Origin of the sequence: Neobacillus sp. GCM10023253, assembly GCF_042653105.1 — a bacterium.
Taxonomy (GTDB): Bacteria; Bacillota; Bacilli; order Bacillales; family Cytobacillaceae; genus Neobacillus; species Neobacillus citreus.
On the sequence record NZ_JBHSHV010000012.1, the window covers coordinates 39,647 to 60,840 of the forward strand.

The window sequence follows — 21,194 nt, forward strand, 5'->3', positions numbered from 1 at the left end:
TTGAAATCCTTAAAACAGACTATTTTAACTTTATTAAGAACAATTTTGGGCTCTATTAACGAAATTTTACTATTTTTCATATTATCCCTCGTTTCAGCTCAATAGATTTGTTCTTAATATTGAACAATTGTTAAAAGTCCCTTTCAATTAAAAACCCCTCATTCTGGGACCCAGAATGAGGGATTTTCTTAACATATTCTCGGAAACATCGGTCCGGACAATCTATTCATTACCCGTTTTGAACCCAATGGTGTTTCGAGTAGGAGCTGACCTTTTTGTTTCCCGATTATCGAACCGATCACCACTGCGTTCTGTCCTTCAGGGAATCTTTTTAAAATATCAATTACTTTTTCTTTCTCTTTATTATCGACTACTATTATAGCTTTACCTTCATTGGCCAAGTAAAGCGGGTCAAAGCCTAACAGGTCACAAACACCATGTACCTCCGGCCTGACGGGTACATCCAATTCATTGATTTTCATTGTTAAATTGAAGTCTTCAGCGATTTCCACCAGGGTAGTGGCAAGACCTCCCCTTGTTGGGTCACGCATAATTTTCACTCCAGCAGTATTCCGTAAGACATCCAGCAGCATTCCGTTTAGTGATGCACAATCACTGTTAATGGGAACAGTAATTGCATGATGGAGAGAAACATCCGGTCATGGACCAGATGAATGATCGGCGGTTCCGTCTAAGTAATGAAAAGCTTCCTAATCCTTATAAAGAATTGGAATTCCCGATGGATTTACACTCGTCATTACCATGCAGGATAGCTTATCGTCTTAAATAAAATAAATGATGGAGTAGAGTATATGAGAGCATCCCCCATATTGTACTCATTCCTTACGCTACTCTGTCAGCTGGTCTATACTGCTTGCATTTTTTCAGTATTACAATCGGTAACTGCAGGCTTCCCAATAGCGCTGCTTTATCATCTTTATAGAAAAGTGGGAAATACATACATAAAAAAACCCTAAGAGAATAAATCCCTTAGGGTTTTGTTTGTTTTAATTAACTTCTACCAATTCTTCTTGGTCTTTCTTTAGCTTTTTTCGATACACAAATTTAGATAGATTAATGCTGACTTCATAAAGAAGCAATAGCGGCAATGTCACGACGAAATCAGACATAAAATCCGGAGGTGTAATTACGACCGCGATGATAATCAATACAAAATAAGCATATTTACGGACCTTTGTCAGCACAAATGGATTAATAATACCAAGCGAGGTTAAAAACATAACAACCACCGGAAGTTCAAACAATACTCCAAACGGCAGAGTCATATTCAAGATAAAACTAAAATAGCGATCTGCCGTAAAATTGGTCACAAACATATCTTGGCCGATGTTCACCAAAAAGTTAAGAACCATCGGAAAAATGGCAAAATAGCCAAACGCGAGACCAGCAATAAATAAAATGAACAAGGCCGGAACATATGATAGCGTAATTTTTCTTTCAATCGGTTTCAAGGCAGGTTTGACAAACAGCCATATTTGCAGCGCCAGCACCGGAATTGTTCCAGCAATCGCAACCACTCCAGCAAGCATGAAATAAATCCACATTATATCACTTGGACCAAGCACTAAAAGCTTTGTACTGCCGACAAACCATTTATAAATATCATCAACATAAATAAAGCCAACTATAAAGAAGACCACAAAAGCCAGCGCCGAGATAATGATCCGTTTTCGTAATTCTTCTAAATGATCGACTAACTGTAGTTCTTTATCTTCCATGAGTTTCCCCTGCCAATTTCAATGGTAATTCTTAATTAACCAGTTTTCTCTCGTTAAAATAGTTTTAAAACTGAGAAGAAAAAGGTGCAAGACACAAAATCTTACACCCTATTTGCTCAATTTTTCCTTTTCTTCCTTGATGTCTTCCATCACATCGTCGGTAAGTTCACGAGTTGACTTTTTGAATTCTTTTAACGTTTGTCCAAAGGCACGGCCAATTTCCGGTAGTTTTTTCGGTCCAAAAATAATCAGTGCAAGTGTTAAAATAAGGATTAATCCCGGTACGCCAATATTAGAAAACATAATTTACAGCCCCTTTGAAATAAAGTAACCTCTTAAGATGATTATAGTATTGAATAATCATTTTGGGATAATTATTTGCAATAATTCATATTAAATTCACAATATCCACTAAAAATAACATAACTGTGATATTTCGCATTTAATATATCGACTCTATAAAAATTTAACAATAACATCAATTGAAGTCAACGTTCTTTTTTTAGATATAATTTTTAAAATATTTTGACAATTATTAGAATTTTGCATATAATTGGTACATTAAAACATATACTTTTTGAAAAATTTAGTTTACAAAAAGGATGTGAGTGGGATGGAATTTTCTCTTTTTAGTTTTGACGGGGCCTTGCCAGTCGAGGTAACAATTGACGATGACAATGGAAGGTATACCATTCGGAAAAGTGATCGAAGCGGTGAATATTTTAACAGTCCAAAAGAATTAATTGCTTGGATTAAGGCACATTTCCATGAGGAAGAATTCTGCCATCCACACGAATTCCGAGGAATGTTAGCAAAACTATCAGAGTATGAATTAAACGGATATTAAAAGCATCAGCCGCAGCTGATGCTTTTTGTTTTTTAAACCACTCTTCGGTCATAAATTCTAAATTCATAATCGTAGGGATTTTTTTCGTCCTTTAAACCTTTTTCGGAGGAAACAAGCATCCAGTTATTTTCGTTGAATTCCGGAAAAAACGTGTCACCTGAAAATTCCTCGTTAATAAAGGTTATGTAAAGACGATCGGCAAAAGGGAACGTCTCTTTAAAAATTTCTGCCCCGCCGATGACAAAAATTTCGTCGTTTTGCTCTTTGCTGTAGCGAACGAATTCATCAACGGAGGTAAAGACCGTACATTCCTCAGGTCGATATTCTTTTTGCCTGGTTATAATGATGTTCTCCCTTCCTGGAAGGACGCGGCCGATTGATTCATGTGTCTTACGCCCCATTGCAATCGGATGCCCCATGGTTACTCGCTTAAAGAATTTTAAATCCTCAGGCAGGTGCCATGGCAGCTGATTATTTTTGCCAATGACCCGGTTTTGGTCCATTGCGACGATAAAGGAAATCATACGCTGACGACTCCTTTGATATGCGGATGCGGGTCATAGTTTTCTAACGTAAAGTCCTCAAATTTGAAGGAAAAAATGTCCTTAACGTCAGGATTGATTTTTAATTGCGGCAATGGTCTCGGATCTCTTTCCAACTGCAGCTTTACTTGCTCTAGATGGTTTTGGTAGATATGAACATCCCCAAAAGTATGGACAAACTCACCGGGCTTTAAGCCGCAAACCTCGGCAATCATCATTGTCAACATGGCATAGGAAGCAATATTAAAAGGCACTCCAAGGAACACATCGGCTGAGCGCTGATAAAGCTGGCAGGACAATTTTCCATCCGCCACATAAAATTGGAACATACAATGGCATGGAGGCAAAGCCATTTTATCAATTTCTGCCACGTTCCACGCATTGACAAGCAATCTTCTGGAATTGGGATTCGTTTTAATTTGCTCGATTAACTCACTGATTTGGTCAACCGTTTGGCCGTCGGCGCCTGTCCAGGAACGCCATTGATGACCGTAAACTGGACCCAGCTCGCCGTTTTCATCGGCCCATTCATTCCAGATTCTAACTCCGTTATCCTGAAGGTATTTAACGTTTGTATCACCATTTAAAAACCATAAAAGTTCATAAATAATGGATTTTAGATGAAGTTTTTTAGTTGTCATAAGAGGAAAGCCTTCCTCTAAATTAAACCTCATTTGATAGCCGAATGTGCTGATCGTTCCGGTGCCTGTGCGGTCGCCCTTAACTGTTCCATGCTCAAGCACATGCTTGCATAGGTCTAGATATTGTTTCAAAATTTTACACTCCCCTAATTACTGTTCATATTTTTTCATTTTACCAATAAGCAGGCGATTAAAAAAGGCTTCTGAAGAAATTATATGTTTCCGGAGCTTTCCATTTTAATTGTGCTTTAGATTCGGAATTTAAGAAATACATCGAAAAGGCTTCAGCAAAATATTCTTCCGGGTATTGAAAATAGCTTTTGCCCGGGAACAATTTCTCGTGCTCGTTTTCCATCAGTGTTTTAAATTCCTTTGTTTGGCTTACATTATTTAAAATAATATGGTCGATGGAGTGCGCCATTTCATGCAGTTCCAGGTTGATGGAACCGTGTCCCTTGCCTTTATCACTTGCACCGATCTTGACCAAGACGACCTTCCCGCCGCCGATGCCAGGGACATCATCCCAAGTTGTATTCGCCGGATAGCCCCGTGGGATTTTTCCTTTCAGCTGCTTTGCTGTTGGATTATCGGTAAGCTTTCCGGTAAAAAGTTTTAGGTTAATACCATTTTGATATATTTTATTTAATAAAGATTTCGGTAAGGAACTAAACCTATTTATTATTTTTGCAGCCTCTTTTTCATCAAAAGGCTGCGACGGTAAAATAATAATTTGGTTAACATTATTAGGAGATATTTTAATAGATTCATAGAGCTGCGAATTTTTTGGAAAATCACTGATCCGCATGCCATTAATCGAGGCTTTTGAGGTCGTTACAGAAACTAGGGACAAGGTGACAATCAAAAAAAATATAACCCATTTACGCATGTTCATCCCTCATCTAGCAAGTATTTTAATAGGATTATAACATGGAAATAGGTTTAAATATTTGTACATTTTAGGAAGAAAAAATAGCCGCCAGGACATTCCCTGGCGGCTTCCTTTCATACTATACCTGCAGCCCGAAATTACGGCAAAGTGAAGCGAGTCCGCCTGCAAAGCCGCTGCCTACGGCATTGAATTTCCAATCACCATTATGGCGATACAGCTCGCAGATAACGACTGCAGTTTCAACGGAAAAGTCTTCACCTAGATCGAACCTTAGGATTTCACGGCCTGTATCTTCATCGACTACACGGGCGAAGGCGTTACTTACTTGACCAAAATTTTGATTTCGCACTTCAGCATCATGAATCGTTACAGTTATCGCAATGCGATGGACGTGGGCAGGTACCTTGCTGAAATCAATCTTTATTTGCTCATCATCGCCATCGCCTTCACCGGTTCGGTTGTCGCCTGTGTGCTCAACCGCCCCTGAAGGATCAGTTAAATTATTATAAAAGACAAAATCCATATCATTTGTGACCCGGCTGTTTGCATCCGTTAAGAATGCTGATGCATCCAAGTCAAAATCGTGGCCGCCATGATAGCGGTTCGTATCCCAGCCAAGGCCGACAATCACTTTGGTTAAGCCAGGATTGGTTTTTGTCAGATCAATTCTTTGACCTTTTGCTAAGTTAATTCCCACAAGTATCACCTCACAAAATTAGCTATAGGAACGAACAACTTCACTCAAGGAAGCAGCGTTGGTGCCGCTGCCGATAGCAGCAAACTTCCACTCATTGCCGTGGCGGTAGATCTCACCTGTTACTAAGCAAGTTCTGCCACTGTAGTCATCAGTCAAATTATAATGAATTAATTCTTGATGATTGCCCGGATTCACGACTCTAATAAAGGCATTGCGGATCATCCCAAAGTGTTGCTTCCGCTTCACACAATCATAAATATTTACCACGAAAACAAGCTTTTCAATATTAGACGGCACTCTGCTTAAATCAATCATGACTTGTTCGTCGTCGCCGTCTCCATCACCAGTCAAATTGTCGCCGGAGTGTTGGACGGACCCGTCTGCGCTCGTTAAATTTCCAAAATAAATAACATCTTTGTTATTTTGCAGGCGGTCATTTGCACCTAGCATGATAACGGAAGCGTCACAATCAACATTCGGTGCACCCCCGCCCCCAAACAAAGAACCGAAGAAGCCGCCTCCTCCGCCGCTGCTTTGAACTGGATCCCAGCCCAATCCTACCATAATTTTAGTCAAACCAGGGTTGCCTTTTGTTAAGTCAACTCTTTGTCCTTTTTGTAAATTAATTGCCATGTCTATCACCTCATAAAATTTTAGTATTGCTGTTTTATTTTCTTAAAATTATCCTGCAGCTGCTCCAATCGTCTTGTGCCTTCCTGGCGCAGACGTCTATTTTCCTCTTCAATGGCCTTTGTTTCCTGAAGGCCTTTGAGAATGATATTCCAAGATTCTTCAATCGTTTCGATTTTAATGCTTGGGCCGCCTGCAAGTCTTGCAATATCGGCACTTTGCTGCGAAATATTCTGGGCGTTTCTGAGCAGCATCTCATTGGTACGCCGGTCAAGCTCGCTCATCGAATCAGCAACTAGCTTTTGCCTTTTGGCGGCCACTGCCTGGATTAAGCCATTTTTAAAAATCGGGATCGTGGTTACAAAAGCAGAATTGATTTTTCCAATTAATTTCGTATTTCCACGCTGCAGCATACGGATTTGCGGCGCCGTTTGCAGGGCAACCATCTTCGCCATTTCCAAATCGTAAATCCGCTGCTCCAATAATTCGATGGCATTCTTTAATGAATCCAGCTGCATGGAAGCAAGCTGATCACCAGAAGCAGCACGGGCTTCAAGCTGCGGCAACTGATTATTTTTTAAATCCTCAACCTTCAATTCGCCGGCAACCACATATTTCTCAAGCGTTAAATAATATTGGTAGTTTTGCTCGTACATGGATTCAAGCATGTTGGTGGAATCAACCATTTCAGAACGGTACTTGGATATTTCCACATACACCTTGTCAATTTCCGAGCCCATCGTCTGATATTTACCAAACAGCTTTTCGACCATTTTTTCGCCCTTTTTAAAAAGTTTAGAGAACAAGCCTCCTGAGGACTTTTGAAAATCCTTCGGATCGAATTTATCCATAATGCGTCCAAGCTGTTTTAACAGTTCGCCGGAATCCTCCACTTTAGTTGTCCGCATGTTGCTTAAGATTTGGTCCGAAAATCGGGAAATTTGCACGGCAGGTTCTTTTCCGAATTCCAGTACCTGAATTTGGTCGCGTTCGTCAATCGAACTAGCAAGGTTTTGGATTTCCAGTTCCTTGCGAAGGGCAAGCTTAATGTCTGAGACTTTTTTTTCCGTCAGCATGTCCTCGGCAGGCTGAGAGGTAACATCACTGGATGGATTTGGTGTTAAATTCATGCTTTAATCTCCCCTTAAATTTTTTAAAATGCCATGAAAAAGACCTTTTTTAAATAAAGACGGTTCTTTATATTCCAAGTCAAAAACCATATCATCAAGCCAGTGGATATCGAAATTAATTGAATCAAGGTAATTTTCAATGTCATTATGTCCAGTTGGATTGTAAAGGATGATATCAATTCCAAATTGATTCAAGAGCAGCAGTAAAACCGCATCGGACCGCGACAGCATCCCTGTTGTTTCATTATTAAAAATGATTAATTTTGGGACCTCCTGCGAGTAATCAAATTTCTCGATTAGCTGAATGATGTTCTTGGGCATAAACATCGCCTGAGTGAAGAGAAATACTTTCAGTTCCTCGATGCCTTCCATTGCCAAAGGCTTTAGATCCGGCTTTTCGCACAATTTTTTAACCGCTGCCGCGATTCCTTTTTGCAGACCTGCCGGCAAAAAGGAATAAGGCCAGTAGTGAGCCTGCATCATTTTTTCCGGAACGACCAAACCATCATTGCCGAGCGCGTTTCGATAATGAAACCGAAAATCACTAGTGCTAGGGATGGTCATTGGGAGCCTGCGGATAAGCAGCGTATTTTCCAATTGACTTAACGAATGAAGGCGGTCCCAATATTCTTTTCTGTTTTTGCTAACACCTTGTATTTTGGCAAAGAGTGACGGAATCTGAACTTTTCCATCCCTTACTTCAAAATCAGGGCGAATCATTGCCGCTTCTTTACTGAGAATAAATAGCTCATCATAAGTAGTTCGAAGCGTGATTGAAGAAGGGGTATAGTCCCTTAGCTGCCAAGGCTTGTAAAGACCTGACCCTTCCTGATTAAGAATGTTTTCAATTTCTTTGGAGGCCCGGTAAGCAACGGTTGCTTTACGGGTCCGCTTCTCAGTAGGAAAGGGCTCAGCCGGAAGGTTTTGCTCAAATTGATGAGTAAAAACGGACTCCTTAAGTAACCCTTCTAAAGCATTCTTGCCTTCCGGATGGAAAAAGATAATGTCACAGCCAAGCTGGATTAAATAAAATAGAAAATACTGATGACTCTTTTTGAAATCTCCATACCATAAAAACCTCGGCATTTCCCTTTGCGGGTCTGCTGCTTTGAGTGCCGGCCGAAGATGATTGATGGTCCATTTTACAATATCAACGAGAACACGCCTCAGGTCCGGATTTTTGATTCCTTCCCTTTCAAGGAAGTCAAATAATTCAAGGGTAGTAATCATTGCTTCCCGCAATTTCCGATGAATGACCGGGTCTTTTGATTTTAATAACAGCTGTTCCCCTTCCAAAAAAGCGGTGAAACGGTTAATCGACAGCTTTTGTTCCTGATTAATGTTAATCACCTTTTGGATGGATTGGAAGTGGGCATTGTTAATAGATTTATCGAGAGAATCGTCACTTAATAAGTGTAAATTTAAATCTGGCGTATGGACGTATTCGAAAAGCTGATTATAATATTCATCTGTGTCAAATGGTATTCCAAGGAAAATCCCAACAACTTGGCCGATTTGAATGGTCCCATTCTCGATTGAAAAATTGGGTCGCTCGGGCAGCATCTTTTGGAGCATGCCGAGCCAATTTTCATATGAAAGGGCTAAAGGCCGGGGATTTAAATGATTTAAAGGTGGATGCATCGTAGTCCCTTCCTTTGAAGCAAAAGCTTTTATTCTTCGTTAGCAAATTATGTAAGATTCCCTCATCAATATCATCATAACACAGTTAGCAAAATGGTTCATTTGTTTATACGAATGATGTCAATAAATGTTTCGTAATTGGACACAATTCTTGCGTTTTCACCTTTATCCTTGTCCCTACATATTATTTGAATACTCACACTAAAGTAGGTGACTTCATGAGATCATTATTTAAACGGCCGCATATAAACATGCTGCAGGAGGAACTGGAAACTGTAATGGAGGTCATGGCCTCAGACCTTTTTATATATCTTGATTTATTTGTATTCAGTTTAATTTTTACGCTCCTCCTAGGACCGGTGTTCCAATCCTTTGTCATATCCATTTTGTTCTTGGCTGGATCCTACGGAATATTTTCCAGTATTTATTTCATAATCAGCAGGTTTTCGGAGGGGGATAAAAACTAACCTTTAAGTAGTTTTAAAAATATCTGCAAAATTTCCTCACCGGCTTGAACCCCTGTTTGATTGGTAAAGGTAAGGCCTTCGGTATCGGACATTTTCGCCAGTTCACCATGCCCTGGAACAAGGCGGTGCTGGCAGATTTCAAGGAAATCCATATCAAGGATGGAGTCGCCCGCCCCTGCAATCGCTTTCTTCTGTTCTCGGTGGCAAATAAATTCCAGGGCCGCACCTTTTCTAATCGCACTTGGTAAACAATAAAGCTTTCTCCCCTGAAGGGAAATTCTCCATCCGAGCTGGGCGGCCAATGCCCTTAACATTGCTATTTCATCGATGGTTGGGAAACAATCTAGAATATAGTAGAAAAATAGGTTTCCCACCTGCTTTAACCGCCCGTTTAGCTCAATCCCTTCTCTTCTTATAGCAGAACGTAATTCCTCTGGCACGGTAGACTCTTCATCTATCGCCTTGGAAATATGGTCGTCCCATTCTGGAAGTGGTTTACCCTGATACATGATCACAGCACCATTTGTCGTAATTGCATAGGGAAGGTGAATGCTTTCATCAAAAATAACAAAACGCTTAAATTGTTCTGTTGTTCTAGTTGTCACGGGGACAAAAAGGCTTGAACGCGAAAGTTCAGTAAGTGCCTGATACGAAGGTTCCGTCATGTAGGCCATCCACATCCCGTCCCTTCGTTCAACCGGCTTTAATTCTATTATATTTGGACCGCCTAGTTCTTCAACCGCCCTTGTGGAGTAGATAATCGTCCGGTCTAGGTCAGATGCAAATATCATGGCTGGTTCCCCTTAACAGATTTAATGATGCCGCAGCAAAGATAATGAATATCCGGATACTCGATAACCTCGACTCCCTTTTCTTCAGCGAGCATCAGGATATGCTTAACAAATGGGCTTGTTTTGTCGCGCATTAATATTTTCCAAGGAACCCTTCTTAACAGCACCCTGGTGGTTTCTCCTACGCCGGGTTTAATATGATGGGTATTTTCAATCCCAAATTCGGCTTGGATTTTTTGAACAGCCTGCATCCCGAGAAATTCAGCCGTAATATTCTCATTTAACCGTTGCACTGCGATGCCGCTTGCTTGCTCCGAAATTCCGGCAAACTCGCCGTCAATAATGTCAATAAAGGTGTTGGACACGTCAGCATCTGTCAACTCTTTGTAAAATTTGGCACCATGAAAATCATTTTTTCCGATATAGGTATTATTTAGCACCGTCCGACTTACCAGCCCCGATACAGTCGAATTTAAACAAGCGCTGGGGATAAGAAAATCTTCCCTCGTCCCAAAAACGCTCGTACAATAGCCGGGATCAGCAAGGACGGCAAGCGTATCATCAAGCTGGATTCCATATTTTTCTTCAAATTGACGGCATGCCTTTGTCAACTCCAACGAAATAGCTCCCTTTCCTGTCCAGCCGTCGACAAATTGAATCCTTCCTTCGGGATGTTCACCCAAAATATAGGCAATCGCATTTTCATCAATGCCCCGGTCGCGAATGATAGAAATACTGTAATGCGGCAGTGACACATTATAGCGTTTTTGGATATATCTTTTTATTAATATGCCGACAGGTGTTCCCGCCCTTGCCAAAGAAACCAGCACTGTATTTTTTCCTTTTAATGAAAAAATCTGCTCAGCAGCAACACCGATGCATAAGGCTACCTTATGTTTATATTCGTGTAATGTATTCCAAAACAGCTCTACATAGTCTTTAGGCGGCTGGTACTCAATCGGCAGAGATTCACTGTAATGGCCCCCTGTTTGAATTTTCAACTCCCTGTTTTCTGTAGAGTCCTCAAGCTTAATCTTGCTTAAATCCTTTAACAGAAATAAACAATCATCCGGACTGTAAGTACCTATCATGGCAGGTTTATTTTTTGCTTGATACATGACCATCACCTCCTGCATCAGAGAAAAAGACAAGCTTTAGCGAAGGAATTTGCGTCTTTTGCAATTCCTTTAGAAATGGAAGAAGACTCTCAGAGTCTATTTCTCTTTCAAAAAAAACAAATAATTCATCGTAATGGCCAGGTGGGATATTATACACAAAATAAGGAATATCATGATCCTCCGGGTTAGGAAAAGCGACTCCGAATTTTGCTCCGTAACCATCCTGATTTTCAATATGTACGGGGCTTCTTGTTGTTGACTGATAGGAAATACCGCTTCCCATTAAAGCGGAAATTCGCATCGGCACATACATAAATTCCCCTGTTCCAAGGCAAAGGGTTTTCTCTCCGGTTCTTAATTCCTTTAAAATCCCCGCTGCTTCTTCTGCTTTTTGCTGAAGCAAGCGATTTTCTTCCGCCGCTAAGCCAAAACGGCCCGTTTCCTTCAAATAGAATGCATTACTTGTAAGATAAGGAGTTTTGCAAAAATGAGCAGATAGAGTTAATTTTTCAACAGACATCTCTTCATACTTCGAATCCATCCCATCGTTGGTCCCTTGTGTAATCTCCTTGAATTGCGTTACCGACACCTCTCCAGTTAACAGACTTATCACATGAATAGTAATACCAAGTTCCTTTTCTAGGCGGGCAAAATCCCGACGGTTTTCGGGCGAGCGCCAATCCAGGATAGAAACCACGGTATACAGTTTCCTTGGAAAGCGGGCATGTATGGAGCGAATTATATTAAGTGCCGTTTTCCCTGTTGTTATTTCATCATCGACCAAGATAATTTCCCGGTAATTTTCCATCATTTCACGAGGAACATAGCATCGATGCGAGGTGGCATGGGAATGCTCTTCTTCAAAAGTGATGTCTGGATTCAGACCATCGATATTCTCCCTGGTGGTATGAAAGAAATCCGCTTCCTTAAAACAATCAAAGAAAGCGTGCCCAAGGGCAGTCGCTGTTTCGGCAAAACCGATTATGACAGGATTGATAGCTTCAGAGATAAATGGGGCGGGAATATAATCCTCATTCTGAAGAAAAGCTCTTAGCATTTGCTCCTTTTCCACACAGTCTAATCCCTTCACAACCTCCATGAACTGGCTGCCTAACAGGGCTGCAGTTAATAAACTTCTTTTTGGTTTAACGGGAATATGCTTGCCTAGTACCTTGCTGACAAACAAAAACGACCGCTTCTTATTTATTCGTGCTGCCATTGTAAAGAGCTCTTCGGGCGGCAGCTCATAGGGATTTTCAGTAATGTTTATAGTAACCTCAATCGCATTAAGAATGGGAAATGTATACCTCTTTTTTGATAAGGTCAATGTTTGTGAATTCTTCATGTAACACCCCGTAAAGCCGTGATTTTAACATTATTTTTTCTGCCCAGTAGAGATGGGGCTTTATTTCATTCATTTTATTGGCAAAATCGCTTTTCATGACACCTATTTCCCCTGTGGCCGCTTTGATTATATTTGATGCATCAACATATTCCTCATAAGGGACAACATTTAGGGATTGAACAATTTTTATGTGTGACGGATGAATCACCGTTTTTCCGGATATTCCGTTGGCAATGTCCATTAGGGTTTCTCTCATCAGTCCATCGAGATTTTCTTCGATTAACCGCCTTCGCCAATGAAGCCCCTCATCCCCAAACCGCTCACGGAATGGAGTTTGCCTTAGCTGCGGCTTTAGCATTCTGTTTTTAGCGGAAAAATACTCCCAGACTGGACCGGAAACAACATACGGACTGTCAATGCGCCCGAAAATATTAATGATATCTGATATGCAATCTCTTAAAATCGCAATATCGTAAACCGTTGTATCCGGACTGCGGCGAATCCCGTACAGCCCACAGAAGTCAGTTGCGCCGATACGGATATTTAAAACAATTTCCTTGTATCGATCAACTATTTGTTTAATCCTTACCAACTCTTCCATTCTTGTTTCCTTATGTAAAACCCTGCCCGTTTCGAGAATCGGCATCGCATAAAAAGGATGTTCGTTAGTATGGATTTTCAGGACCTCATGTAACAGCTCTGCCCCATTCTCCGAAGAAAATTTCGGAAGAACAACACCAGTTAATAGTTGTACAGCATCTTCCAGCCGCTCTTTAACCGTTTGCAGCTGTTTTAGATTTCGAACTCGCACAAACATCAATGGAAGATCCTCGATGCTTATAAACCCTTCGTTCAGTGCCCGGAATAATTTTTGCAGTTCATCAATCAGCAAACTCTCCGCACCAAAAACCCGGCTATCACCTACAGCATCTTCGAGATCAATAACCACAGATGTTAGACCGGAAAGCTTTTTTGACAGGATTTCCTGATGAAAATCCGGGCGGTCCGCAGGCATGTACAAGGTTGCTCCCAGACCATAGGACAATAGCTCACGACCCGAATATTTATTAAATTCCTCAGGCCTTTTGTAGAAATACCGCATCAATTCATCTTCGTAAAAATATGTAAAAAAACGCATTTTTTTACTCCTCTTTATCGTAAAAAATAAGGGAGACAACTCACGTCAGCTCCCTTTCTTTCATGCGAAATTTTTTATTAATGATTTTCTGTGCTATTTTCCTTCTTTTTGTTCATAAAATGAACCACAAATGTAGCGGCAAACGTTACTAGCAAGATGATAAAGAAGGTGACATGTCCTACATCGATATGAAAGACTGATAGAAGCATTTTAATAGAAATTAATAGAATTAAAATATACGCTGTGGTTTCAAGCTCAGGAATTCGGTCAATTAATGATAGGAATACACCGGCAACACCTCGCATCATTAACACCCCGAGAATTCCTCCCAATAAAAGAACCCATACTTCACCGCTGACGCCGAAAGCGGCAAGAACACTGTCAACAGAGAAGGCAATGTCCATTAACTCAACTGCAACAACGGTTCCCCAGAAGGTTCCGAAAAGACGAATGAGGAGTCCGCTTTGGTTCATGCCTTTTGCCTCTTCTTCCTCTGCTTCAGAGGCTCTTCTCTTATCCATGAAGTATTTTATCGAGAGCCAGGCAAGATACCCCGCACCAAACACTTTTACCCACCAGAATTTGATGAGGTAAACGCCAATTCCAATCGCAATGAATCGAAATGCGTAAGCTCCAAGCAAACCGTAGAAAAGAGCTTTTTTGCGTTTTTCAGGCGGAAGATGCTTTACCATTACAGCTAAAACAAGGGCATTATCTGCTGAAAGCAGACCTTCAAGAATCACTAATGTACCAATAAGTCCCCATGCTACCGGGTCTGTTAAAACTTCTCCCCACATTTCCCAATTAAAGAATTGGGCATACGTGTCTATAATTCCTTGCAATACTGCCATTAAAAAAATTCCCCCTGGATGTTCGCTATTTTTTGTTAAAAAGACCCAGCGAGCGCCGGGTCTCTGTTTTCTCTAATGAATTAACCAACCTGCAGGCCAAAATCAGTTGCCAGTGCTGCTAACCCGCCTTGGTAGCCGCTGCCGATGGCACTGAATTTCCACTCGCCGCTATGACGATACAATTCTCCAACAACAATCGCTGTTTCGATAGAGAAATCTTCGCCCAAATCATAGCGGATTAATTCTTGGCCGGTTTCTTCGTTGAAAATCCGTGCATATGCGTTTGATACCTGTCCAAAGTTCTGATTACGGCTTGCTGCATCATGGATTGTAATCGTAAAGGCAATCCGTTGGATGTTGGCTGGAACTGCCGATAAATTAATGTTTACTTGCTCATCATCGCCATCACCTGCACCGGTCCGGTTATCCCCAGTATGTACCACCGCACCACCCGCACCTTGCGGGTTATTGTAAAAAACAAAATCTGTTTCTGTTGTGACTTTTCCGTTTTCTCCTAATAAAAACACCGAAGAATCCAAATCAAAGTCATTACCGCCGTCATATTTATTGGTGTCCCATCCAAGTCCAACAACAACTTTTGATAAGCCGGGATTTGTTTTTGTTAAATCAACTTTTTGACCTTTTGATAAACTGATTGCCATTTTTCTTTCCTCCTAATTGGGTAATAGTTTATTTACGAGCGTTCCTTTAAAAAGGTTTCAATTTTACAATAAAAATTTTTTCACATATTAATTCATCCATTTTGGGGGTGTGTTTTTAGCCCAATAAATAGCTCCAAGGTTATGGTGGGTTTGGAAATTATCCTTAAAAGTATGATAGTGAAAATTGAACCAGTACCCGGACTGCGGCGGCAAATCCCTTCTCACATGGAATCGTAAAATATCTTTCCCTGTTTGGCTGTTTTTTATATGAAAAATCTTTTCGGAGTATCCTGCACCAGGTTCCTCTGTTATCACAAGATTCTTTAGGTCTTCCTCTGGAAATTGAAGAGCTGTTTGTTCAATCGCCATTTCCATGTTTGGCAAAATTAGGTCGCGGAATTCATTTTCGATGACCGGCTTAATTTTTTGCCCGAATTTTTGATAGGATTGGGTTTCTGCCTGCAGCATCATTTCTTGTATAAAGCGCTCTCTATTAAACTTTGTTTCTTCGAAATATCCTTGAGAATACCCATCCTCTCCCGTTTGTATTTCGAAAACATCTTGATCTTTTGGCGTCTCGGCATTGACAGCGTTCATTAACTGCGCAGGTGTGACGAGCCCAAAAGTTAAAATCGATATGAAAACAAAAAGTGATTTACGAACCCATTTATTCATCCTCGGTTCACCTTATTCCTGTAAAAAATATGTAATTTCTATTATTAAGTATACTGCTTTTTTCCAGAAATAGAAAAGCAGAATTATTTTTCAATAAAACCATAATGAAATTTTGCGGTTTGTCTTTTAATTACCTGAAATCCGTATTTTTCAAATCTCGAGCTTTTGTAATGGTCCTTTAAGACAACGCGATGCTTGGCCACTCGTATCGCCTCATTAATTGTTTCCATTCCCAGCTCTTCATAAATGGCAAACTGCCCTAAAGCCTTAATTCCTTCAGACTCTTTGATACTTTCTTCAAACATTGGGTCAAAATAGACACAATCGACGGAGGCTTCTGCCTGCAGCTTTAAATAGTCATGGGCAGTGGAATTGATGACTGTGATTCTTTTCATTGCTTGGTTCATTTCAAGGATGCCGGAATCCCACGATTGGAGACCCGCCTTCACAACGTAGGCCAAAAATTTCTGCCCTTCTAGTCCTTTGACTTTTCCCTCACTTCCGACGAGAAGGCTTGCGACTATTGCATCTCCGGCCAGCCCAAGAGTGCAATCTAAAACGTTCATCCCTTTTTCCAGTTTGGCAGCATCGGCAAAAGGGTCATGCTCTCCTCTTAGGAGACGTTTGATGCGGAACATCGCGGAGTTTGGGTGAAAGAAAAAAGGCTCAGCAGATTCTGCCTTATGTAATTCCAGACGTTCTTTGCCTACTACAAGACAATCGCTGTTTGCCTCCTTTTGTAATTGGCTAATGGATTTTTTCCTGCGGGGGATATAGGGTGCATCCAAGAGCTTTGAAATCTGGATGGCTTCTTCTTTCTTAAGCTGATTCGTTCTGCCTGAAGTAGTAATAAACATGGTATTCCATCCTATTGTGTATTTAGTAGTAAAAAAGGACGGCTTTCGCACGTCCCCTTAAAGTTTTTAGCAATGAGCTTCTAATGCTCCTAATATATTTTGCATTACGGTTTCCATCGGCATTCCTTCGATATCATGGCGCGGGATAAAATGGACTACTTTATTATCCTTTAATAACGCCATCGATGGTGATGACGGTTCAATCCCTTCGAAATACTCGCGCATCTTCGCTGTTGCTTCTTTATCTTGGCCTGCAAAAACGGTGACGAGATGATCCGGTTTTTTCTCGCTGTTTAAAACAGCCTGGGTAAGCGCCGGGCGGGCTAAACCGGCTGCGCAGCCGCAAACGGAGTTCACGACAACAAGTTTCGTGCCTGATGAGTCTTCCATAAATTTTTCAACATCCTCTGCCGTTGTCAGTTCCGCAAAACCCGCGTTTGTTAACTCCTGACGCATTGGCATGACCATTTGTCTCATATATTCTTCATAAGCATTTGACATAGTTTATAACCTCCATAAATTTTAGTATGAACCCATTTACTCTTCTGTTTTCCTTGCTTCCGTCATTTGCTTCCAAACGGAGCCTTTTGCTTCTTCCCCGCCCTCGATTCTCTCAATTGCCATCCTGATTTGCATGCTTACCTCGAATTCAGAGTCATTTTCAGCAGCCTTTAGAGCTGAAAGCGCCTTTTCATCTCCAACCTCGTAAAGGAACATCGCGGCCCGCCAGCGGACCAATTTGCTCGGGTCTTTCAAGGCTTCAAGCATTTCGTCCTGCGCTTCAGGGAAGCCGAGGTCCGATAAGCAATCGCCTGCTGTTCTTCTGACGGTTACGGTTTTATCCTTTAAAGCGCGGTATAACAGCGGCAATACCGCTTGGTCCTTAATCATTCCAAGATAAACAGTGGCAAGTCTGCGGATAGACGGCTTTTCATCAGAGAGTGCTTTTTCGAGCATTGGCAAATCCTCCAAATCCGGATCATCCATTTGCTCAAGCAATTGGTAGCGAACCTGCCAATCAGGGTTACTCATGTCGCCAGCCGTCACTTTACGGCGCTTCGGCTTTGTTTTTTGCTCCAATTGAGTTTCTGCAGCTTGCGCTTTTTGGACAAGTTCTTCAAGGCGCAGCGTGGGATAAGCCGCGATTAGTTCCTCGACAACCTCCGGCCCAACCTGATCCATTTCACCATATCTAACTCCTTGATGATCCCATTTCCGCAGCAAAATATAATTATCCTCCGGAAGCTGGGCATTTTCCCGCGCTTTTAAAAAGTAGTCGGGCATTCCGAACCTTTTTTCAGAAGTGCCATCTGTCAGCTTAACTTGGAGCGGAATCCCCTTGAACATTTGAACTTCCACTTTGATTTCACCAAAATGATCGTTGATTGCTTTTGCAGTGTTTGCGATTTGGTCAGTATCTTCACCGAATGCCTGGCGGACCTTTGGTAGAAGTTCCTTCCAGTCATATTTAGCGTTGCGTTCAACAGCTAGGAAATCAGCCACATGATATACGCCCTTAATGCCCTCTATTTGCAGGACGGCTTGAATAACAGGGGGTGCATCCAGCGCTGTTTCCTTTTTATAATTATGGCTCTTGCCCATTGGAAGCTCATGGTCAAGAAGGATTTTCATCGTATTCGGACTTGGCGTCGGTTCAATTGACTTAATTTTCAACATACTCACCTTATTCATATGTTTTCTTTAACAAGTTTAACATAATGAGAGGAGTATATTCATGTAAGATGCCTGATAAATGGTTAGTTCTCATTTCCATTTTCATGGTAATTGTAGATATCCTTTGAAAATTTGTAGATATCATCATTATTTTTGTAGATAAATTTCAAGAAATGTAGATATCACAAAAAAATTGTAGATATCTGCCTAATTTTTGTAGATATATTTCCAAGTTACAAAAAAGAGCACGCACTAAGGCGTACTCTCACTCATTCTCAGCCAATTCAGCCAAATAGGACCATCTTTCGATTAAGTGCTCCAATTTTTCGTTCAGCTCAGCCTCTTTTTTCATTAAATCCTGTAATCTTGAAAAATTGCTCCCAGCCGAAGCCATTTCCGCTGCCACTTCTTCAAGCTCAACTTCGGTTTTAGCAATTGCCTCATCAATCTCGGCCCAGTCTTTTTTCTCCATATAGGTCATTTTCTTCTTTTTTTCCTTCTCAGGAGCCTTAACAGCTGGAGCAGCGGCAGGTGCTGCTTTCAAGGTATCTTGAGTTACTGTTTCTTTTTCCAAATATTCGCTATAATTTCCGAAAAAGAAATCAATCTTACCTTCCCCGCGCAGCACTAACAGTTGTTCAGCGACTTTATCAAGAAAATATCGGTCGTGGGAAACAGTAATCACGACACCTGGAAACTCCTCAAGGTAGTCTTCCAAAACCGTCAATGTCTGAGTATCAAGATCGTTGGTCGGCTCATCAAGCAGCAAGACATTCGGTGCTGTCATCAGGATTTTCAATAAATACAAACGGCGTTTCTCCCCGCCCGACAGCTTGCGAATTGGCGTCCCATGCGTATATGGAGGAAATAAAAAGCGCTCGAGCATTTGTGCCGCGGAAATCGTCTTCCCGTCTGATGTCTCGACGATTTGCGCTGTTTCCTTAATGTATTCAATCATCCGCTTATTTTCATCCATATCCTCGCTTTTCTGGGTATAGTAGGCAATTTTCACAGTAGCACCCAAATTAAACTCTCCCTCATCAAGAGGAATGCGCTTAGCGAGGATATTTAATAATGTGGATTTACCAGTTCCGTTCCTACCGATAATGCCAATTCTGTCCCCCGGTTTGACAAGCAAATCAAAGCGGTTAAGGATTGCTTTTTCACCATACCGCTTGGATGCATCTTTTAGTTCAAATACCTGCTTACCTAAGCGACTGCCATTCAAAGAAATATCAAGCTTTTCACCTGACGACTTTCCGCTTGAGAGCTTTTCGTCAAGCTCTTCAAAACGCTGAATCCGCGCCTTTTGTTTAGTCGTCCTCGCCTTTGCCCCGCGCCGGATCCATTCCAGTTCTCGTCTGAACAGGTTCTTTCTTTTTTCAAATGTGGCCGCCTCATTTTCCTCGCGGATCGCTTTTGCCTCCAGAAAAGCGGCATAATTGCCTTTATAGCTGTATAAATTGCCGCCATCAAGCTCAAACATCCGATTGGTAACCCGATCCAAAAAGTAGCGGTCATGGGTGACGAGGAGGATGGAGCCCTTATATCTGCTCAAGTAATCCTCAAGCCACTTAACGCTATCAAAATCGAGGTGGTTTGTCGGTTCATCCAATATAAGCAAATCGGGTTCAGCGATTAATACCTGTGCCAACGCAACCCGTTTCTTCTGGCCCCCGGACAAACTGCCAACTCTTTGGGTAAAATCTTCAATGCCCAATTTTGTTAAGACCGACTTGGCATTTGTGCTTGCATCCCAGGCGTCCAAAGCATCCATTTGCTTCTGCAGACGGAAAAGTTCATCCTGAAGTTTCACATCATCTGGTGCAGCATTTAGCTCCATAAGTATATTTTCATATTCCCTCATCAGCTTAAGGATTGGCGCATCTCCGTGAAAAACTTGTTCTAGTATAGTCCGGTCCATTTCAAAATCAGGCTGCTGCGACAGGTAAGCAATGGAATAATCTTTACCGGAAATGATTTTTCCTTCATCAGGCACATCCAAACCTGCCACGATTTTTAACAATGAAGATTTTCCAGTTCCATTTACTCCAATCAGCCCGACACGTTCTTTTTCGCCGATGGTAAACGAAATATTAGAAAATAATTGCTTTTCTCCGTATGTTTTTGAAACATTTTCGACTGTCAGCATTTTCATGATTGTTGACCATTCCATTCACGGTAAAATTGTTCTAAAAACGATTGCATCATTTGCTGCCTTGGCTCCGCCATTTGCATTGCCGTCTCGGTATTCAATAAATCTTTTAATTTTAATAATTTTTCATAGAAATGATGGATGCTCGTTGATTTTCCTCTTCGATATTCTTCCTGGCTCATTGTTTCCCTCACCATGATAGCGGGGTCATAGATGGACTGCCCTTTTTTGCCGCCGTAAGCAAAGGCTCTTGCAATGCCTATCGCGCCGATGGCATCCAGCCGATCTGCATCCTGAACAATTTTTGCTTCCACCGATGAAAGCATACTGCCATGACCGCCTTTATAAGAAATAGAAAAAATAATCTCCCTAATGTGATTTTTTTCAACATCCTTGAGGGGGATCGTCTCCATAAAGCTCTCAAGTTTCTGTTTCCCTGCTTCTTCGCTATAATTCAGCTTTTCATCAGGAATATCATGAAGCAAGGCAGCCATTTCTATGATAAATGGGTCGCCCTGCTGTTCCGCCTTGCTAATATGTATGGCATTCCGTCTGACACGGTCCACATGGAACCAGTCATGACCGGTTGAATCCTCACCTAATTGATTGCGGACAAATTCTTCCGTCTGCTCTATAATTTTGTCTATCAAATTTAGCACCTGCCTTTATCCTTGCTATTTTAACACGAATATCAGCCAAACAAGA

The 21,194-nt window shown here is 41.3% G+C and carries 23 protein-coding genes; 1 reads left to right on the plus strand and 22 read right to left on the minus strand.

What is annotated here, in order from left to right; genetic code table 11:
* Positions 1-188: 188 nt before the first annotated feature.
* The 3 genes from ACFPA1_RS14170 to ACFPA1_RS14180 all read right to left on the minus strand — a co-directional run bounded on the left by ACFPA1_RS14170 (position 189) and on the right by ACFPA1_RS14180 (position 2,042).
* The gene (locus ACFPA1_RS14170) at positions 189-593 is read right to left on the minus strand and encodes an AIR synthase-related protein (RefSeq protein ID WP_378583828.1); all 405 of its coding nucleotides are present in this window, start codon (positions 591-593) and stop codon (positions 189-191) included.
* Between the two features lie 414 nt (positions 594-1,007).
* Positions 1,008-1,739 carry a twin-arginine translocase subunit TatC gene (gene tatC, locus ACFPA1_RS14175; protein WP_378583831.1) on the minus strand — a complete coding sequence of 244 codons (732 nt, stop codon included), beginning with the start codon at positions 1,737-1,739 and terminating at the stop codon, positions 1,008-1,010.
* Between the two features lie 108 nt (positions 1,740-1,847).
* Positions 1,848-2,042 (minus strand): twin-arginine translocase TatA/TatE family subunit, encoded by a 195-nt coding sequence (locus ACFPA1_RS14180; RefSeq protein ID WP_213145112.1) that lies wholly within the window; start codon positions 2,040-2,042, stop codon positions 1,848-1,850.
* Positions 2,043-2,352: 310 nt separating this feature from the next.
* Between ACFPA1_RS14180 and ACFPA1_RS14185 the strand changes: the two genes are divergently transcribed.
* Positions 2,353-2,586: a hypothetical protein gene (locus ACFPA1_RS14185; RefSeq protein WP_213145111.1), complete on the plus strand. Its 234-nt coding sequence runs from the start codon at positions 2,353-2,355 to the stop codon at positions 2,584-2,586.
* A 32-nt stretch (positions 2,587-2,618) separates the two neighbouring features.
* Here ACFPA1_RS14185 and ACFPA1_RS14190 read toward each other — a convergent pair whose 3' ends face one another.
* The 19 genes from ACFPA1_RS14190 to ACFPA1_RS14280 form a co-directional block, all read right to left on the minus strand.
* Positions 2,619-3,110 (minus strand): dihydrofolate reductase, encoded by a 492-nt coding sequence (locus ACFPA1_RS14190; protein WP_213145110.1) that lies wholly within the window; start codon positions 3,108-3,110, stop codon positions 2,619-2,621.
* The gene (locus tag ACFPA1_RS14195) at positions 3,107-3,901 is read right to left on the minus strand and encodes a thymidylate synthase (protein WP_213145109.1); all 795 of its coding nucleotides are present in this window, start codon (positions 3,899-3,901) and stop codon (positions 3,107-3,109) included. Before ACFPA1_RS14195 ends, ACFPA1_RS14190 begins: the two co-directional genes overlap by 4 nt.
* Positions 3,902-3,959: 58 nt before the next feature.
* Positions 3,960-4,655, minus strand: a complete 696-nt coding sequence (locus tag ACFPA1_RS14200; protein WP_378583835.1) for an anthrax toxin lethal factor-related metalloendopeptidase — start codon at positions 4,653-4,655, stop codon at positions 3,960-3,962.
* A gap of 121 nt (positions 4,656-4,776) precedes the next feature.
* Positions 4,777-5,355: a TerD family protein gene (locus ACFPA1_RS14205; protein WP_378583838.1), complete on the minus strand. Its 579-nt coding sequence runs from the start codon at positions 5,353-5,355 to the stop codon at positions 4,777-4,779.
* An 18-nt stretch (positions 5,356-5,373) separates the two neighbouring features.
* Positions 5,374-5,988 (minus strand): TerD family protein, encoded by a 615-nt coding sequence (locus ACFPA1_RS14210; RefSeq protein WP_213145106.1) that lies wholly within the window; start codon positions 5,986-5,988, stop codon positions 5,374-5,376.
* A 20-nt stretch (positions 5,989-6,008) separates the two neighbouring features.
* Positions 6,009-7,115, minus strand: coding sequence for a toxic anion resistance protein (locus tag ACFPA1_RS14215; RefSeq protein WP_378583840.1), 1,107 nt, complete (start codon positions 7,113-7,115; stop codon positions 6,009-6,011).
* Positions 7,116-7,118: 3 nt separating this feature from the next.
* Positions 7,119-8,756, minus strand: coding sequence for a YceG family protein (locus ACFPA1_RS14220; protein ID WP_378583841.1), 1,638 nt, complete (start codon positions 8,754-8,756; stop codon positions 7,119-7,121).
* Between the two features lie 463 nt (positions 8,757-9,219).
* Positions 9,220-10,014, minus strand: coding sequence for a hypothetical protein (locus ACFPA1_RS14225; RefSeq protein WP_378583843.1), 795 nt, complete (start codon positions 10,012-10,014; stop codon positions 9,220-9,222).
* On the minus strand, positions 10,011-11,132 hold the full coding sequence (locus ACFPA1_RS14230; RefSeq protein ID WP_378583845.1) for a cysteine protease StiP family protein: 1,122 nt from the start codon (positions 11,130-11,132) through the stop codon (positions 10,011-10,013). The genes ACFPA1_RS14225 and ACFPA1_RS14230 overlap by 4 nt, the downstream gene beginning before the upstream one ends.
* Positions 11,113-12,477, minus strand: a complete 1,365-nt coding sequence (locus ACFPA1_RS14235; protein ID WP_378583846.1) for a phosphoribosyltransferase family protein — start codon at positions 12,475-12,477, stop codon at positions 11,113-11,115. Before ACFPA1_RS14235 ends, ACFPA1_RS14230 begins: the two co-directional genes overlap by 20 nt.
* Complete coding sequence (locus ACFPA1_RS14240) at positions 12,419-13,615, minus strand: HpcH/HpaI aldolase/citrate lyase family protein (RefSeq protein WP_378583848.1); 1,197 nt, start codon at positions 13,613-13,615, stop codon at positions 12,419-12,421. The genes ACFPA1_RS14235 and ACFPA1_RS14240 overlap by 59 nt, the downstream gene beginning before the upstream one ends.
* 77 nt (positions 13,616-13,692) lie before the next feature.
* Positions 13,693-14,466, minus strand: a complete 774-nt coding sequence (locus ACFPA1_RS14245; RefSeq protein WP_213145099.1) for a TerC family protein — start codon at positions 14,464-14,466, stop codon at positions 13,693-13,695.
* Positions 14,467-14,546: 80 nt separating this feature from the next.
* Positions 14,547-15,128 (minus strand): TerD family protein, encoded by a 582-nt coding sequence (locus tag ACFPA1_RS14250; protein ID WP_213145098.1) that lies wholly within the window; start codon positions 15,126-15,128, stop codon positions 14,547-14,549.
* A gap of 87 nt (positions 15,129-15,215) precedes the next feature.
* Positions 15,216-15,803, minus strand: a complete 588-nt coding sequence (locus ACFPA1_RS14255; RefSeq protein WP_213145097.1) for a YpjP family protein — start codon at positions 15,801-15,803, stop codon at positions 15,216-15,218.
* A gap of 83 nt (positions 15,804-15,886) precedes the next feature.
* Entirely contained in the window at positions 15,887-16,660 is a 774-nt protein-coding gene (locus tag ACFPA1_RS14260; protein WP_378583852.1) for a class I SAM-dependent methyltransferase, read from the minus strand.
* 66 nt (positions 16,661-16,726) lie between these two features.
* On the minus strand, positions 16,727-17,161 hold the full coding sequence (locus tag ACFPA1_RS14265; protein WP_378583854.1) for a BrxA/BrxB family bacilliredoxin: 435 nt from the start codon (positions 17,159-17,161) through the stop codon (positions 16,727-16,729).
* A 36-nt stretch (positions 17,162-17,197) separates the two neighbouring features.
* Positions 17,198-18,334: a conserved virulence factor C family protein gene (locus ACFPA1_RS14270; protein ID WP_213145319.1), complete on the minus strand. Its 1,137-nt coding sequence runs from the start codon at positions 18,332-18,334 to the stop codon at positions 17,198-17,200.
* 265 nt (positions 18,335-18,599) lie between these two features.
* Positions 18,600-20,492, minus strand: a complete 1,893-nt coding sequence (locus ACFPA1_RS14275; RefSeq protein ID WP_378583856.1) for an ABC-F family ATP-binding cassette domain-containing protein — start codon at positions 20,490-20,492, stop codon at positions 18,600-18,602.
* The gene (locus tag ACFPA1_RS14280) at positions 20,489-21,139 is read right to left on the minus strand and encodes an HD domain-containing protein (RefSeq protein ID WP_378583859.1); all 651 of its coding nucleotides are present in this window, start codon (positions 21,137-21,139) and stop codon (positions 20,489-20,491) included. Before ACFPA1_RS14280 ends, ACFPA1_RS14275 begins: the two co-directional genes overlap by 4 nt.
* Positions 21,140-21,194: the final 55 nt, after the last annotated feature.